Source organism: Pseudomonas guariconensis, from assembly GCF_024127895.1.
Lineage (GTDB): Bacteria > Pseudomonadota > Gammaproteobacteria > Pseudomonadales > Pseudomonadaceae > Aquipseudomonas > Aquipseudomonas guariconensis_B.
Window position 1 is genome coordinate 290,268 of record NZ_JAMYBK010000003.1, and the last position, 16,469, is coordinate 306,736.

Consider the following 16,469-nt stretch of genomic DNA (forward strand, 5'->3'; position numbering starts at 1 on the left):
GCCAGGGATGGCCTGGATATCGCGCCGAGGGCCCGGAAGCCGTGGCCTTGTCGGTGCTGGCGGAGATCGCCGGGCACTTCAACGGCCGCGACGGCCGCCCGCTGCGCCTGCGCAACGCCCCCATCCACGATGGCCTGGGGGCGTTGCACGGCTGAGCCTCAGGCCTTGCGCAGCGCCTGGGGATCGATGGGCAGGCTGCGCAGGCGCTTGCCGGTGGCGGCGAACACCGCGTTGACCACCGCCGGCGCCACCGTCACCGTGGCCACCTCGCCCAGGCCGCCCGGCGCCTCGGGGCTGTCGATGCGGAAGGTATCGAGCGTTGGTGTCTCGTTCAGGCGCAGCATCCGGTAGCTGTCGAAGTTGCCCTGCTCGACCCGGCCGTCCTTGAAAGTGATATTGCCGAACAGCGCCGCCGTCAGGCCGAACAGGGTGCCGCCCTGGACCTGTGCCACCACGCTGTCAGGGTTGATGGCGATGCCGCAGTCGACCACGGTGGTGATGCGTTCGACGGTAACGTTGCCGGCATCGTCCACGCTCACCTCGGCCACCTGCGCCGAGTAGGTGCTGAAACAGTAGGTCAGAGCCAGGCCACGGCCCCTGCCGGCGGGCAAGGGATCGGCCCAGCCGGACTTGTCCTTGAGCGTTTCCAACACCTTCAGTGCCCGTGGGTGGGCCTCGAGCAACGGGTAGCGGAAGTCGAACGGGTCGCGCCCGGCCAGGTGCGCCAGCTCGTCCATCAGGCCCTCGACCATGAAGGCGTTCTGGGTATGCCCGACCCCGCGCCAGAACGCCGGCAGGATCCCCGCCGGCGGCTCGTGACGCACGTAGTGCACCGCCAGGTTGGGGAAGGCATAGGGGCCGCAGGCATCGCGCACGGCATCACGGTCGACGCCATTGACGAAGGCCGCCGGCAACCAGCGGGCGAGGATCGAGCCGCCGGTGATCTTGTGGGTCCAGGCCACCGGCCTGCCCTCTTCGTCCAGCGCCGCGCTGAGGTGGTTGTAGTGATAGGGCCGCAGGGTGCTGTGGCGCGTGTCTTCCTCACGCGACCAGATGACCTTCAGCGGATAGTCCACCTGCTTGGCCAGCTTCACCGCGTCGCTGACGAAATCCACGTCCAGGCGGCGACCGAAACCACCGCCGAGCAAGTGGTTGTGGACCGTCACGGCCTCTTCCGGCAGGCCGGTGATCTGCGCCGCCACGGCCTTGGCCCGGGCGGGCACCTGGCTCCCCAGCCATAGTTCGCAGGCGTCCTTGCGCACATGCACGGTGCAGTTGACCGGCTCCAGGCAAGCATGGGCCAGCCAGGGCACCTGGTACACCGCGTCGATACGCTTGCTGGCCTTGGCCAGGGCTGAGGCGGCATCCCCCTCGACCCGCACCTGCACCCCCGGCTGTTCGGCCGCCTTGCGCATGGCTTCGAGCATCTGCGCGCTGGACATCCCGGCGTTGGCACCTTCGTTCCACTTCGGCTGGAGCAGCGCCATGCCCTTGCGCGCCGCCCCCATGTGATCGGCCACCACCGCCACGGCGTTGTCGCTGTGCAATACCTGGCGCACACCCGCGACCGCCAGGGCCGGCGCCGGGTCGACCTCGGCCAGGGTACCGCCGACCACCGGGCACAACTGGATCGCCGCCACCTTCATGCCGTCCGGGTGGGCGTCGATGCCGAACACCGCCTGGCCGTTGATCTTGTCTGGCGAATCGGTACGCGGCGCCGGCGTGCCGATCAGCTTGAAGTCCTTCGGGTCCTTCAGCGGGATCTGCTCCGGCAGCGGCAGGCCGGCGGCGGCATCCACCAACTCGCCGTAGGCCAGCTGGCGGCCACTGCCTGGGTGCAGCACCTTGCCCTGCTCGGCCCGGCAACTGGCTGGGTCGACCTTCCACTGCGAGGCCGCTGCGGCTACCAGCAGGATACGCGCCGCCGCGCCCGCCTCGCGCAGCGGCTTCCAGTTGCCCGGCACCGAGGTCGAGCCCCCCGTGACCTGGAAGCCCAGCACCGGGTTGGCGTAGCGTTTGTCGTCGGCCGGAGCATGCTCGACGGTGACCTGGTCGAGGCCGACTTCCAGCTCTTCGGCGATCAACGCCGGCATCGAGGTGTAGGTGCCCTGGCCCATCTCCACCGGTTGGATGGTCAGGTAGACATGGCCCTGGCGATCGATGCGCACGTAGGCGTTGGGCGCGAATGCTGCCGCTTCGGCCTGCACGGCACGCACGCCCAGCGGCAAGGCGAAGCTGATCAGCAGCCCGCCGCCGACAGCGGCGCTGGCCTTGAGGAAACCACGCCGGCTGAAGCCTGGGGCAGGTTCATGGCGGGTCATGTCACACCTCCACCTGGCCGGAGGCGGTCTTGATCGCCTGGCGGATACGCACATAGGTGCCGCAGCGACAGATGTTGCCGGACATGGCGCCGTCGATCGCGGCATCGTCCGGCGTGGGGTTGCTGGCCAGCAGCGCGGTCGCCGACATGATCTGGCCGGTTTGGCAATAGCCGCACTGGACCACTTCGTGCTTGAGCCAGGCGGCCTGCACGCGCTTGCCCAGCTCGGTCTGGCCAATGCCTTCGATGGTGGTGATGTCCGCACCGGCCAGGGCGCCGACCGGCATCATGCAGGCGCGCACCGCCGAGCCGTTCATGTGCACCGTGCAGGCCCCGCACAGGGACAGGCCGCAGCCGAACTTGGTGCCGGTCATGCCCAGCACGTCGCGCAAGACCCAGAGCAGCGGCGTGTCGTCCTCGACCTCCACCTGATGCTCATGGCCGTTGATCTTCAGGGTGTGGACCATTGGACGATCTCCTCGGGGGTGTTGGGCGCTCACGGCTTGTCGTTATCGTTCTGGGCCCGGCCTTCGCGGCCTCGGGCGGGTAACCTGTAAAGGGTAGTGACTGGAGCGCGAGGGAAAAACCGCGCAAGGCTGCAAGCGGCATGAAGGCAAACTTAATGATCACGGCAACGCTGCCAGCCCGCGATTGCATCGGCGTGCCCTGCACAGTACGGTGATGCCCACACCCAAGGAGCCCCGCATGACCACCACCGCTGTCGCCCTCGTCCTGGCCGCCGGCCGCAGCCAACGCTTCGGCAGCGACAAGCGCCAGCAGCGCCTGGACACCGGCCAGACCCTGCTCGAAGCCAGCCTGGCTTTGCCCTGCGCGCGGCTGGCCGAGGTCTGGCTGGCCTTGCGCGATGACGACCGCGCCCCGGCCACGCTGCCGGCCAAGGTGCGCGTGCTGCAGTCCGGCGCCAGCCGCCTGGGCCTGGGGCACAGCATCGCCGCGAGCGTCGAGCGCATCGCCCAGGCCAGCGATGCACAGGTCCTGGCCCTGTTCCTCGCCGACATGCCCTTCATCCGCCCGGCCACCTTCGAGGCCCTGCTCGCCTGTGCCGATGCCGCGCACATCTGCCGCCCCGCCTACCAGGGCCGCCCAGGGCATCCGGTGCTGTTCGGCCGCGCCTTCTGGCCCGCGCTGTGCCTGCTCGAAGGCGACAACGGTGCCCGCGCCGTGCTGCAGGCCCACCCTGGGGCGGTACGCACGGTGGACGTGGCCGATCCAGGTGTGCTGCTGGACATCGACCGCCCTGCCGACCTGCCGAGTAGCGGCCAGCGTCTAGACTGAAGAAGGAATTCCCGCGCCACTTGGCCCGGACAACCAGCACCGGCATGAACGGGGGGCTGCCGTACGTGGAGGTGTGAGATGAGCCAGTTCAAGCGATTGTTCGTCATGCTTGGCCCGCAGATGCGCCACACACCCGCCCTGCAGCGGGCGGCGGCGCTGGCCGAATCCAGCGGGGCGTTGCTGGATATCAACGTCTTCGTCGACGATGTCGACACCTTCGGCTTGATGAGCGATGGCCGCGAGCGCGAGCGACTGCTCGAGCACAATCGCCAATGGCTGGCCGACGAGGCCGAACAACTGCGCACCGCCGGCCTGGACGTGTCCACCGAACTGCTGCTGACCCGCGACCCGTTGGCCAGCGTGCTGGAACAGGTCGAGCGGCTGGGATGCGACCTGCTGGTCAAGGACGTGCAGCACGAACCGGTGCTCAAGCGCTTGCTGGTCACGCCGCTGGACTGGCAACTGCTCAAGGACAGCCCGGTCGCCGTGCACCTGGTCAGCGAGATCCGCCTGCCCTTGCCCCGGCAGATCGCCGCTGCTGTCGACCTCAACAGCCATGGCGCCGGCGAGCACCTGGACGAGCAGGTGATCCGCAGTGCCCATGCCCTGGCCTTGCAATGCAACGCCGAGCTGCACCTGCTGCACGTGTGCGACGCGGCCAAGACCCATATCGCCGATTTCGGTGCCGGCACGGTGACCATGCCCGGTTTCGACGCCAGCGTACGCACAGCGCAGCGCACAGCCTTCAACCGCCTGGGCGATCATCACCAGATCGACCTGGAGCGCCGGCATTTCCTCGAAGGGCCGGCCATCCGGGCGATCGCCCAGTTCGTCGGCCAGAGCCGGATGGATGTGATCGTCATGGGCAACCACCGCCACGATGCCATGCAGACCTTCCTCGGCGGGACCACGGCCCATGTGATCGAGCATTCGCTGTGCAACGTATTGGCGATCAAAGCGGTGCGCTGAGGCGGCTGGTCCCATGCCGGTCAGCAAGCGATAGGGGGCTGCTGTGCAGCCCATCGCCGGCGAGCCGGCTCCCAGGGCCGCGCCGTTCTTGAGGTCGGCGCCAAATTTGTGGGGCTTGCCAGCGATGGGGCGCGAAGCGGCCCCAACGCTCCCATCCTGGGGAGCAACGCCGATCAGAAGCCCTTGCTGTAGTACAGCGAGTACGACTCGATGCCGTCGTTCGGCTGCTTGAGGCCAGCGTTGGAATAGTGGATCGCACGCAAGCCGACCTTCTGCTCGCCCGGCAGCTTCAGGCCGAAGCCGAGGCGGTCCTCGAAGTTGACCGACGAGCCCAGGCGCTGGTCGCCGACGTCGGTCTTGGAGAACGCCGCCAGGCCGATACCGGCCTCGATGAACGGGGTGTAGGTGAAACCGCTGAACTCATAGACGAACACCGGGCTGAACGACAGCGAATGGGCGCCGCTGGCCTCGCCACCTTCCCAATAGGTGTAGGCCGCATCCCAGTAGCCGGTCAGGTGGCCGGTGTTGCTTTCGAACCACTTCTTGTCCCAGTCGAACGACAGGCCGACACGGTAGGTCATGTCGCCCTGGCCGGTGGCGCCAACGGCGCCGGAAACCTGGGCGGCCTGCGCCAGGCTGGCGCCGGCGAAAGCCAGCACAGCGGCGGCCAACGAAGCGGCGAGACGGGTTTTCATCAATGACATCTCCTGATGGTCTTCACGGACAGGCCAGCCCCCATGGCTTGCGGCCTGTTGGCAATCGGGGGCTCGTGCCCCTCGTTCTCGCTTGTTTAACCCGGCGCATCCAGCCAGGTAACAAGGCGTAATACTTTTCGGATTATCGACCAGATAAACGGAAAGTTGAAAGGTATATGCCACTATTGGCTAAGACACACTGTTCCATTTGTGTAAGTAGTTTCGCTTTTTGCGCATGACAGTTCCCGACCCGCTCAGTCGTACTCCGCCTCCTCATGTTCCCCTAGCAGGCGCCGCTGCCGTGGCGTGGCCGCCGCCAGCACCTCGGGATTGAACTGCCATGCCAGGTCCGGCGAGAACTTCTGCGCCACCATGCGCCGGCCGTAGTGCACCTGGAGCATGTCGCGTACCTGCCCGGCGCTGCTGTTGGCGCCGCCGCTGTGCCAGACGTCACTGCGAAATACCAATGCATCGCCCGCCTGGCACAGGACCGGGCGCGCGTCCTGCCCCTGCCAACTGTCCTCGCCTGCCTGCGGCGGGCGCCCGGCGCGATGGCTGCCGGGCACGATCCAGGTCGGGCCGATGGCCTCGTCGATGTCACACAGGTACAGGTGGGCGGTGAGGATCTGCATCGGCAGGCTGAAGCCCTGCCGCGCGCGGACCCAGTCCGGCAGCGCCATGGGCAGGTGGTCCAGGTGCAGGCCCATGCCCGGGTAGCCGGGATGGCTGCGCCAGGCGGTCTGGCCGATCACATGGCAGTCCTGGCCCAGCGCAGCCTCGGCCAGCGCGATCACCGGCGGCAGGTCGAGAAACGGCAACCACAGTGGGTCGCGGTTGAACACGCACTTGTAGTGTTCCAGCAGGCCCTGGTAGTCCCAATGGATCGGTTGCAGGTCATCGATGGCGCAACGCAGCAAGGCGATCTGCAAGGGTTCGAGGACGCGGGGCAGCAGCGCATAGCCACGGTCGTGCAACGCTTGCAGCTGGGCATCCAGGCTCATGAGGGGGGCTCCCGGAAGATGGCCTACACCCCAATGCCGGTCAGTTAAGACTTTCAGTTGTCATTTGGGGCCGCTTCGCGCCCCATCGCCGGCAAGCCGGCTCCCACACTGTCCGTGCAAACCGCATCATGTGTGGTCGCCGCAGTCCCTGTGGGAGCCGGCTTGCCGGCGATGGGCTGCAAGGTAGCCCCAAAATGACAAAGCGCCGCTTAACTGACTGACATTGGCCTACACCCTGTTCGACGCCCCCAGGGCCGCTGCGTTCGAACCATGGCGGGCCGTCGGTCAGGCGGCCCGGCGCTCCTCCAGCAGCTTGACGAACATGCTCAGGCTGCGCGACACCGTGCCCCGCCGCCATACCAGCCAGGTCTTGAGGTAGCGGAAGTCCTCCGACAACGGCCAGACGCTCACCGTGCTGCAGCCGGGCATGCTGTCGAGCATGCTGCGTGGCATCAGTGCCAGGCCCGCACCGGCGCTGACGCAGGCGAGCATGCCGTGATAGGACTCCATCTCGTGGATTTTGCCCGGCACGGCGTTGTCCTGGACGAACCAGTTCTCGAAGTGATGGCGGTACGAGCAGTTGGCGCGAAAGGCATAGATGTTCTCGCCGTTGACGTCACGGGCGCGGCCCACCGGGGCGTGGTTGAGCGGCGCGATGATGACCATCTCCTCCTCGAACACCGGCATGCCCTCGAGGGTCGGATGCAGCACCGGGCCATCCACGAAGGCCGCCACCAAGCGCCCCGACAGCACGCCTTCGAGCATGGTCCCCGAGGGGCCGGTGGACAGGTCCAGGTCGACCTTGGGGTAGCGCTGGTTGTAGGCCGCCAGCAGGCCCGGGATGCGCACTGCCGCGGTACTCTCCAGCGAGCCGAGGGCGAAGGTACCCTGGGGATCCTCCCCCGCCACGGTCAGCCGCGCCTCGTGCACCAGGTCGAGGATGCGCCGGGTGTATTCGAGGAAGTTCCAGCCAGCCGGCGACAGGCGCAGACGGCTCTTCTCGCGGATGAACAACGCCACGCCCAGGTCTTCTTCCAACTGCTTGATACGGGTGGTCAGGTTCGACGGCACCCGATGGATATGCTGGGCAGCGGCGCTGATGCTGCCATGCTCGGCCACGGCCTTGAAGATCTCCAGTTGCACCAGGTCCACGGTCTTTCTCCAATCGTGAATGTTCCGCTCATTATTATTCAGTTTTCATTAAAGCCGCACACCACTAGTCTGGGCGCCAGTCGGATACAACAACGAGGAGCCCGCCATGAGCGAGATCAGCAGCCTGACCCATGCCATTTCCGTCGACCCGTACAGCGGCGAACGGATCGGCCACTATCCCTTCGACACCGACGCCGCACTGGAAGCGGCGCTGCAACGCGCCAAGGCAGGCTTTGCCCAGTGGCGCCGAGTGTCGCTGGGTCAGCGCAGCGAATACCTGCTCGCCCTGGCGACCGCCCTGCTGGCCAACCAGGAAGCCTTCGCGCAGATGATCGCCCGCGAGATCGGCAAGCCGATCACCCAGGCCCGTGGCGAAGTGAGCAAGTGCGTCGGCCTGTGCCAGTGGTACGCCGAGCACGGCCCGGCCATGCTCGCGCCGGAACCGACCCAGATCGACAAGGCCCGCATCGAATACCGCCCGCTGGGCCCGATCCTGGCGGTGATGCCGTGGAACTTCCCGCTCTGGCAAGTCCTGCGTGGCGCGGTCCCGGCATTGCTGGCCGGTAACACCTACGTGCTCAAGCATGCGCCGAACGTGATGGGCAGCGCCTACCTACTGCTGGAGCTGTTCAAGCAGGCCGGGCTGCCCGAGGGCGTGTTCGAGGTGATCAATGTCGCCCCGGAAGGCGTCACCCGTGCCATCCAGGACCCACGCATCGCCGCCGTCACCCTGACGGGCAGCGTACGCGCCGGCATGGCCATCGGTGCCCAGGCCGGCGCTGCGCTGAAGAAGTGCGTGCTCGAGCTGGGGGGCAGCGATCCGTTCATCGTCCTGGCCGATGCGGACCTGGATGCGGCGGTCAAGGCCGCTGTCATCGGTCGCTACCAGAACACCGGCCAGGTCTGCGCCGCGGCCAAGCGCCTGATCGTCGAGGCCAGCATCGTCGAGGAGTTCACCCGCCGGTTCGTCGAGGCCACGCGCCAGCTGAAGGTCGGCAACCCGCTGGAGGACGATACCTACATCGGCCCGATGGCCCGCTATGACCTGCGCGACGAGCTGGACGGCCAGGTCCAGGCCACCCTGGCCGAAGGCGCCACCCTGCTGCTCGGCGGTCACAAGCTCGAGGGGGCCGGCAACTTCTACGCCCCGACGGTCTTCGCCGACGTGACGCCGGCCATGACGGCCTTCAGGCAAGAGCTGTTCGGCCCGGTGGCGGCGATCATCAGCGCCCGCGATGCCGACCACGCAGTGGAGCTGGCCAACGACAGCGAGTTCGGCTTGGCCTCGACGATCTACACCGCCGATCTGGCCCTGGCCGAGCGCATGACCGAGGCGCTGGACACCGGTGGCGTGTTCATCAACGGCTACTGTGCCTCCGACCCCCGCGTGGCCTTCGGTGGCGTGAAGAAAAGCGGCTTCGGGCGAGAGCTGTCGCACTTCGGCGTGCGCGAGTTCTGCAACGTGCAGACGGTGTGGCTGGATCGCAACTGATTCCGACCGGGGCCGCATCGCGGCCCCAGATGGACCCTGGCCCCCTCACCCCCGCCTACGCTTCAAGGTCTCGCTCGGCAACTCCCGGAACAACTGCCGGTAGCTGTCGGAAAACCGTCCCAGGTGCCAGAACGACCAGCGCATGGCCACCTCGGCCACGGTGACCTGCGCATCCCCCCGCAGCAGGTCGCGCCGTGCGCCGTTGAGCCTGCGCAAGCGCAGCCAGTGCGCCGGGGGCATGCCGGTGAACGCCTTGAAGGCCTGCTGCAACTGGCGCAGGGAAACCCCGGCCACCTGCGCCAGCTCGACCAGGTTGAGGGTTTCTTCCGGGCAGTCGGCGGCCCACTCGCTGACCCGGCGCATGATCGCCCGCTCCTCGTCACGCCGGCCCAGGGCCTGCCCTTGCAGGCGCTGGCAGGCGTTGTCGAGGATGAACAGGCAATCTTCCAGCAGTTGCTCGGCCAGGGCCTGCCCTTGCAGCGGGCAGTCGGCACCGGCCAGACGCGTCAGGGTCGCGCTCAGCCAACTGCCGAACAAGGCATTCTGCCCACTGCCCAGCGGCACCATGAACAAACCTTCCAGGCGCGCCAGGTCCAGACCATGGCGGGCCAGAAACGTCTGGTCGAACACCACCGCCACTTCTTGGTAGTTCTCCGGAGTGATCCAGATGTTGCGGCTGTCTTCGTTGAGCAGGTACAGGCTGTTGTCGCTGCGGTCGAAGCAGAACGCCAGGGCACCGCTCGGGGCGTGGAAGAACTGCTCGACCCGGGTGTTCAGGCATTCCTCGTAGACCTCCACGCCATCGAGCCACAGGCAGCGCAGTTGACCATTGAAATGCCCCGGGGACATCTGCCGGTATTGCTGCTGCCAACCGGGGGTCACGCGCACCTGTTCGGTCACGTCGTGGGTATGGAAAGCCTGGACCTGCAAGGCATTGGGCGTTGTCACGCGGCATCCTTCATGCACTCTTTTGGTGCATTCATCGAGAAAAAAAGTGGATAGATCCACCCAGGGGGCTGCGGACAAGATAGCCCTCAGCGCTTTTCCTGGGAAGTTTCCTGCGCGAAGTGCCACCAAAACCCAACCAAGAGGTCTGTATGAACGCCCCCTTCGATCAGCTGTCCGCCTGGCTGAAAGAACACCGGATCACCGAAGTCGAATGCGTGATCAGCGACCTGACCGGCATCGCCCGCGGCAAGATCGCGCCCACCGCCAAGTTCCTCCACGAGCGTGGCATGCGCCTGCCCGAGAGCGTGCTGCTGCAGACGGTCACCGGCGACTACGTCGACGACGATATCTACTACGACCTGCTCGACCCGGCCGACATCGACATGGTCTGCCGCCCCGACCCGGCCGCGGTGTACCAGATTCCCTGGGCCCTCGAACCCACCGCCATCGTCATCCACGATACGTTCGACAAGCAGGGCAACCCCATCGAGCTGTCGCCGCGCAACGTCCTCAAGAAAGTCCTCAAGCTGTACGCCGACCAGGGCTGGCAACCGATCGTGGCGCCGGAAATGGAGTTCTACCTGACCCAGCGCTGCGAAGACCCGGACCTGCCCCTGCTGGCCCCGCTGGGCCGCTCGGGCCGCGCCGAAAGCGGCCGCCAGTCGTTCTCCATCGACGCGGCCAACGAGTTCGACCCGCTGTTCGAGGACGTCTACGACTGGTGCGAACTCCAGGGACTGGACCTGGACACGCTGATCCACGAGGACGGCCCGGCACAGATGGAGATCAACTTCCGTCATGGCGACGCCCTCGACCTTGCCGACCAGATCACCGTGTTCAAGCGCACCCTGCGCGAGGCGGCGCTCAAGCACAATGTCACCGCCACCTTCATGGCCAAGCCGATCACCGACGAGCCGGGCAGCGCCATGCACCTGCACCAGAGCGTGGTCGACATCGCCACCGGCAAGCCGGTGTTCGCCAACGATGACGGCAGCATGAGCGAGCTGTTCCTGCACCACATCGGCGGCCTGCAGAAGTACATCCCCAAGGTGCTGCCGATGTTCGCGCCGAACGTCAACTCGTTCCGCCGCTTCCTGCCGGACACCTCGGCGCCGGTGAACGTCGAGTGGGGCGAGGAAAACCGCACCGCCGGCCTGCGCGTCCCCACCTCCAGCCCCGAGGCCATGCGCGTGGAAAACCGCCTGCCCGGCGCCGACGCCAACCCCTACCTGGCGATCGCCGCGAGCCTGCTGTGCGGCTACCTGGGCATGGTCGAGCGCATCGAGCCCAGCGCGCCGGTCCAGGGCCGGGCCTACGAGCGGCGCAACCTGCGCCTGCCGATCACCATCGAGGACGCCCTGCAGCACATGGAGGACTGCCAGACCCTGCAGCGTTACCTGGGCCGCCAGTTCGTCCGTGGCTACGTGGCGGTCAAGCGCGCCGAGCACGAGAACTTCAAGCGCGTGATCAGCTCGTGGGAGCGTGAGTTCCTGCTGCTGAGCGTCTGATCCACAGGGCCAGCGGTGCCCACCCGTCATGCGCCCTGCCCAGGGCGCCGTGGGTGCCGGCTGGCCGGCGATGGGCTGCAGCGCAGCCCCTGTTACACCGAACCCAAGAACAAGACCAACGAGGTGTCGACATGCGTCATTTACCACCCCTGATTCCCACCGCACTCACCCTGCTGTTCGGCGCGACCGCCCAGGCCCAGCCGACGGTCAGCGTGTACAACTGGACCGACTACATCGGTGACACCACCCTGGCCGACTTCCAGGCCAGCCGCGGGATCAAGGTGATCTACGACGTGTTCGACTCCAACGAGACCCTGGAGGGCAAGCTGTTGGCCGGGCGCACCGGCTACGACGTGGTGGTGCCTTCCAACCATTTCCTCGCCCGCCAGGCCCAGGCCGGCGCCTTCATGCCGCTGGAACGCAGCAAGCTGCCGAACTGGAAGCACCTGGACCCGACGTTGCTCAAGCAACTGGAACGCAACGACCCGGGCAACACCTATGCCGTGCCCTACCTGTGGGGCACCAATGGCATCGGCTACAACGTCGACAAGGTCAAGGCGGTGCTGGGCATCGAGCGCATCGACTCCTGGGCGGTGCTGTTCGAGCCAGAGAACCTGAAGAAGCTCAAGCAGTGCGGCGTGGCCTTCATGGACTCGCCCGACGAGATGTTCCCGGCCATGCTCCACTACCTGGGCATGGACCCGAACAGCGAGGCACCTGCCGACTATGCCAAGGCCGAGGCCAAGCTGCTGGAGCTGCGCCCGTACGTCACCTACTTCCATTCCTCCAAGTACGTCTCGGACCTGGCCAACGGCGATGTCTGCGTGGCCTTCGGCTACTCCGGCGACGTGTTCCAGGCGGCCAACCGCGCGCTGGAGGCCAACAACGGGGTGAAGGTCGCCTACAGCATTCCCAAGGAAGGCAGCAACCTGTGGTTCGACCTGCTGGCCATTCCCAAGGACGCCAACAACCCCGAACAGGCCCTGGCCTTCATCGACTACCTGCTCGACCCGCAGGTGATCGCCAAGGTCAGCGCTGCCGTTGGCTACGCCAACGCCAACCCGGACGCCAAGGCCTACATGGACGCGTCGCTGGTGGACAACCCCGAGATCTACCCGCCCCAGGAGGTGCTGGACAAGCTGTACGTCTCCAACACCCAGAGCCCGAAGATCATGCGGCTCATGACCCGCTCCTGGAGCAAGATCAAATCCAACCGCTAAGCCGAGCCCGCACCATGTCCCAGACCTACGAACACACGACCTCCTACTACGCCGCCACGGCGCGCGACCTGGCGCCCTACCCCAAGCTCGAAGGCGAGCTGAGCGCCGATGTCTGCGTGGTCGGCGGCGGCCTGACCGGGGTCAACACCGCCCTGGAACTGGCCGAACGCGGCCTCTCGGTGATCCTCCTGGAGGCCCGGCGCATCGGCTGGGGCGCCAGCGGGCGCAACGGCGGCCAACTGATCCGCGGCATCGGCCACGACGTCAGCGGGTTCGCCCGCTACGTCGGCCAGGACGGCGTGCGCTACCTGCAACAGGCCGGGATCGACTCGGTAGCGCTGGTGGCCCGGCGCATCGAGCAGTACGGCATCGCCTGCGACCTGCGCTGGGGTTTCTGCGAGCTGGCCAACACCCCCACGCAGTTCGCCGCCTTCCAGCACGAACTGGACGACCTGGCAGCCCTCGGCTACGCCCACGAGACACGCCTGGTCGGCCCCGAGCGCATCCATGAGGTAGTCGCCAGCGACCAGTACGCCGGTGGCCTGGTGGACATGGGCTCGGGCCACCTGCACCCGCTCGACCTGGTGCAGGGCGAGGCGCGTGCAGCGCACGGGCTCGGCGCCCGCCTGTTCGAGCGCAGCCCGGTGCTGCGCATCGAGCACGGCAGCACCGTGACCCTGCACTGCGCCCACGGCAAGGTCCGGGCGCAGAGCCTGGTGCTGGGTTGCAACGCCCACCTGGACGAGCTGGAGCCGCGCCTGAGCGGCAAGGTGCTGCCAGCCGGCAGCTACGTGGTGGCCACCGAGCCGCTGCCCGAGCGCATCGCGCGCACGCTGATCCCCCAGAACATGGCCCTGTGCGACCAGAAAGTGGGCCTGGACTACTACCGCCTGACCGCCGACCGGCGCCTGTTGTTCGGCGGTGCCTGTCACTATTCCGGGCGCGACCCGAAGGACATCGGCGCCTACATGCGACCGAAGGTGCTCAAGGTGTTCCCGCAACTGGCCGACGTGCGCATCGACTACCAGTGGGGCGGCATGATCGGCATCACCGCCAACCGGTTCCCCCAGGTCGGCCGGCTGAGCCAGCACCCCAACGTCTATTACGCCCAAGGCTATTCCGGCCATGGCCTGAACGTCACCCACTGGACCGCGAAGTTGCTGGCCGAGGCCATCGCCGTCGGCCACAGCCAGGGCCTGGATGTATTCAGCGCCGTGCCACACCTGACCTTCCCCGGCGGCAAGGCGCTGCGCTCGCCGCTGTTGGCGCTGGGGATGCTGTGGTATCGGTTGCGCGAGGTGCTCGGCTAGCGGCCTGTACGGTCAATTCGTTTACCGCAGTTCGGGGCCCTGGGGAGCGTCAGCAGCCTGACGAACCCTGGGCCCCGCCGGCGTCTCGCGACGAGGTCGAGCAACCTCAGAGAATGGCGTGCAGCCCCTTGTCGGCGATGACATTGAGCAACTTCAAGGCAGGCCCCGCAGGACGCGTTTCACCCTGCTCCCATTTGCGAATGGTCGAAGTCGAGGTGTGCAGGTGCAGTGCGAACACCGGCTGACTGAAATTGAGCGTCTCGCGCAACCGCCTGATATCGAGCGCACTGAAGTCGCGAACCGGCGCCGGGCAGATCGCTTCGAATTCACGCATCGTCACCTTGCCAACGGCTCCGGTCTCGTGGAGAGCGGACAGGTCGTCGCGCAAGGATTCAATCAGTTTGCTGGTCACAACAGACCTCCATCACACTGCTGGCCAGGGCATCCGCAAAGCTTTCGCTCACCACGGATCCGACATATGCCCGTAACGGGCATATTTTCCAGAAATGATCAAAAAGCCAAAGCCTGGTATTTCAGAGAACCATGTAGGAAATCAGCCCATCACCCGCCCCGCAGGACGCACTCGACAGCCGGTCACGACCGCCCCACAGGGTCACGCAACAACGAGTACCCCCGCTCCAGCAACGTCTGGCCGATGAAGCGCGAGCCGACCTCGTTGAGGTGGGCGTTGTCCAGGTACAGCAGCTTGCCGTCGATCAACGGGCTGCAACGCTGGCCCGGGCAGATCACCTGGTTGGGGTCGATGAAGCGCACCTGGGGGTACTTGGCGCGGATCTGCGCCCAGTAGTGGGGCCGGCTGCTTTCGTCGGTCTCGCACTGGCGCTGCAGGTCGAACATGAGCCGGCGGATCGGGCAGGTGGCGGCCTTGTCGATGGGCTGGTTGTTGAGGATCACGATGACCTGGCCGCTGTGCTCCACGGCATGGCGGATGCTGTCCTCGATGATGCCCTTGGCCGCTTCGTCGCGCGGCCAGCTGCCCGCCAGCACCACATAGCGGTAGCGGTTGCGCTCGATCAGGTCGAACACCCGCGCATTGCGCAAGTCGCAATGGGCCGCGTACACAGGCGACATGCCGCCGGTGTAGCCGAGCACCGGCAGGCAGTTGTCGATGGTGTAGTCCATCAGGCTGATGTTGTCTGGCCGCGCCAGGATGTCCACCATGCCCGAGAAATGGTTGGCGAAGGAGTCACCCACCAGGATGCCGTCGATGGCCGGCTTCTCGGCACCCAGGCGGCAGTCGTCCTTGGGCCCGGTGGTGTACAGGGCATTGACCACATGGCAGCCCCGGCGGATCTCGGCAGGCTTGCTCAAGGTCATGGCCTCCAGGCTCTCGACCTTGGCACTGAAGCGCTGCGGGAACCCTTCGAACTGCTGGGTCACCCCTGCCACCAGCACCAAGCCCAGCGCCGGCACCGCGAAGCGCCGGAAGAACACCTGGGCAAAGCGCAGCTGCACCCCGCTGCGGCGCATCGGCACCTCGACATAGCGCCAGGACAGCCAGGACAGCAGCACCGCGACCACCACCACGGCGCCGCCCACGCCCAGGGTAATGGGGACGCCCAGGTAGTTGAGGTAGGCGATCAACGGCCAATGCCACAGGTACAGGGAGTAGGAGATCAGCCCGATGAACACCATCGGCCGGCTACTCAACAACGGCGACCGTGCCCCACCCGCCCCGGCGTAGATCAGCAAGGCCGCACCCAGGCAGGGCCAGAGTGCGTTGAGACCAGGGAACGGCGCACCTTCGCCGAGCCATGCCAGCGATACGCCGATCAGCAGGTAGCCAAGCACCGTGCACACCCCGGCACGCACACGACCGATGGCCCGTGGCTGCTGCAGGTACAGGCCCAGCCAACCCCCGAGCATCAGCTCGAAGAAGCGCGTGGGCAGCAGGTAGTAGGACGCCGTGGCGAACATCCCGGTGGCGTAGTGGGAGAACGCCACGGCCAGCGCCACCCCCACGCCCAGCACCAGCAGCAGGTGGCGGGGAGCCAGCCGGTACACCAGCACCACCAGCAGCGGCCAGACCACGTAGAACTGCTCCTCGATGCCCAGCGACCAGGTGTGCAGCAAAGGCGCTTCGCTGGCGTCGGCGGCGAAGTAGTTGCCGTACGTGATCCAGATATAGAAGTTCGACACCCCCAGCAGGGAAAACAACGCCGTGGCGTTGAGCCGCATCAGGTCGACCGGCGACAGTAGGAAGGCGCCGACCACCACGCTGGCCAGCAGCACGGTGGCCAGCGCCGGCACGATACGGTTGATCCGCCTTTGGTAGAACCGCCTGAGGGAAAAGCGGCCTTCGCGCACTTCGGCGAAGACCTGGGAGGTGATGAGGAAACCGGAGATCACGAAGAAGATGTCGACACCGATGAAGCCGCCCGGCAGCCACGCGGTATTGAGGTGATGCACGAAGACGGCGATCACCGCCACCGCGCGCAAGCCGTCGATATCGGTGCGGTACTTTTCACGAGTCATGCGCCAAGCCTTCCCTAGGTTTTGGAGACGGATGCCCAGAGGCAATGTGCCATCTCACAGTT

General features: G+C 66.6%; 14 protein-coding genes. 6 read left to right on the forward strand and 8 right to left on the reverse strand.

Annotated features, from left to right (window positions below):
- Positions 1 to 158 precede the first annotated feature (158 nt).
- Positions 159 to 2,321, reverse strand: coding sequence for a xanthine dehydrogenase family protein molybdopterin-binding subunit (locus NJF35_RS06165; RefSeq protein WP_225787925.1), 2,163 nt, complete (start codon positions 2,319 to 2,321; stop codon positions 159 to 161).
- A gap of 1 nt (position 2,322) precedes the next feature.
- Positions 2,323 to 2,787, reverse strand: a complete 465-nt coding sequence (locus NJF35_RS06170) for a (2Fe-2S)-binding protein (protein ID WP_225787926.1) — start codon at positions 2,785 to 2,787, stop codon at positions 2,323 to 2,325.
- 238 nt (positions 2,788 to 3,025) lie between these two features.
- On the opposite strand from NJF35_RS06170, the gene NJF35_RS06175 reads away from it, so the two are divergent.
- Both NJF35_RS06175 and NJF35_RS06180 read left to right on the forward strand, forming a co-directional pair.
- Complete coding sequence (locus NJF35_RS06175) at positions 3,026 to 3,616, forward strand: NTP transferase domain-containing protein (protein WP_225787927.1); 591 nt, start codon at positions 3,026 to 3,028, stop codon at positions 3,614 to 3,616.
- 78 nt (positions 3,617 to 3,694) lie between these two features.
- A complete protein-coding gene (locus tag NJF35_RS06180) occupies positions 3,695 to 4,585 on the forward strand; it encodes a universal stress protein (protein WP_225787928.1) in 891 nt (296 codons plus the stop codon).
- 173 nt (positions 4,586 to 4,758) lie between these two features.
- Here NJF35_RS06180 and NJF35_RS06185 read toward each other — a convergent pair whose 3' ends face one another.
- The 3 genes from NJF35_RS06185 to ptrR form a co-directional block, all read right to left on the reverse strand.
- Complete coding sequence (locus NJF35_RS06185; protein ID WP_225787929.1) at positions 4,759 to 5,280, reverse strand: acyloxyacyl hydrolase; 522 nt, start codon at positions 5,278 to 5,280, stop codon at positions 4,759 to 4,761.
- Positions 5,281 to 5,534: 254 nt separating this feature from the next.
- Positions 5,535 to 6,281 (reverse strand): phytanoyl-CoA dioxygenase family protein, encoded by a 747-nt coding sequence (locus NJF35_RS06190; protein ID WP_225787930.1) that lies wholly within the window; start codon positions 6,279 to 6,281, stop codon positions 5,535 to 5,537.
- Positions 6,282 to 6,566: 285 nt separating this feature from the next.
- Complete coding sequence (gene ptrR / locus NJF35_RS06195) at positions 6,567 to 7,433, reverse strand: putrescine utilization regulator PtrR (protein WP_225787931.1); 867 nt, start codon at positions 7,431 to 7,433, stop codon at positions 6,567 to 6,569.
- Positions 7,434 to 7,539: 106 nt separating this feature from the next.
- On the opposite strand from ptrR, the gene NJF35_RS06200 reads away from it, so the two are divergent.
- Positions 7,540 to 8,925: an aldehyde dehydrogenase family protein gene (locus NJF35_RS06200; RefSeq protein ID WP_225787932.1), complete on the forward strand. Its 1,386-nt coding sequence runs from the start codon at positions 7,540 to 7,542 to the stop codon at positions 8,923 to 8,925.
- A 45-nt stretch (positions 8,926 to 8,970) separates the two neighbouring features.
- On the opposite strand, the gene NJF35_RS06205 is transcribed toward NJF35_RS06200, so the two are convergent.
- The gene (locus NJF35_RS06205; RefSeq protein ID WP_225787933.1) at positions 8,971 to 9,873 is read right to left on the reverse strand and encodes a helix-turn-helix domain-containing protein; all 903 of its coding nucleotides are present in this window, start codon (positions 9,871 to 9,873) and stop codon (positions 8,971 to 8,973) included.
- A gap of 149 nt (positions 9,874 to 10,022) precedes the next feature.
- Here NJF35_RS06205 and NJF35_RS06210 point away from each other — a divergent pair, with 149 nt between their 5' ends.
- The 3 genes from NJF35_RS06210 to NJF35_RS06220 all read left to right on the forward strand — a co-directional run bounded on the left by NJF35_RS06210 (position 10,023) and on the right by NJF35_RS06220 (position 13,911).
- Entirely contained in the window at positions 10,023 to 11,381 is a 1,359-nt protein-coding gene (locus tag NJF35_RS06210) for a glutamine synthetase family protein (RefSeq protein ID WP_225787934.1), read from the forward strand.
- Between the two features lie 131 nt (positions 11,382 to 11,512).
- Positions 11,513 to 12,601: a polyamine ABC transporter substrate-binding protein gene (locus NJF35_RS06215; protein ID WP_225787935.1), complete on the forward strand. Its 1,089-nt coding sequence runs from the start codon at positions 11,513 to 11,515 to the stop codon at positions 12,599 to 12,601.
- A gap of 14 nt (positions 12,602 to 12,615) precedes the next feature.
- On the forward strand, positions 12,616 to 13,911 hold the full coding sequence (locus NJF35_RS06220; RefSeq protein ID WP_253090835.1) for an NAD(P)/FAD-dependent oxidoreductase: 1,296 nt from the start codon (positions 12,616 to 12,618) through the stop codon (positions 13,909 to 13,911).
- 106 nt (positions 13,912 to 14,017) lie between these two features.
- On the opposite strand, the gene NJF35_RS06225 is transcribed toward NJF35_RS06220, so the two are convergent.
- Entirely contained in the window at positions 14,018 to 14,323 is a 306-nt protein-coding gene (locus NJF35_RS06225; protein ID WP_225787937.1) for a helix-turn-helix domain-containing protein, read from the reverse strand.
- Positions 14,324 to 14,505: 182 nt separating this feature from the next.
- Positions 14,506 to 16,407: an acyltransferase family protein gene (locus tag NJF35_RS06230; RefSeq protein WP_225787938.1), complete on the reverse strand. Its 1,902-nt coding sequence runs from the start codon at positions 16,405 to 16,407 to the stop codon at positions 14,506 to 14,508.
- Between the last annotated feature and the right edge of the window lie 62 nt (positions 16,408 to 16,469).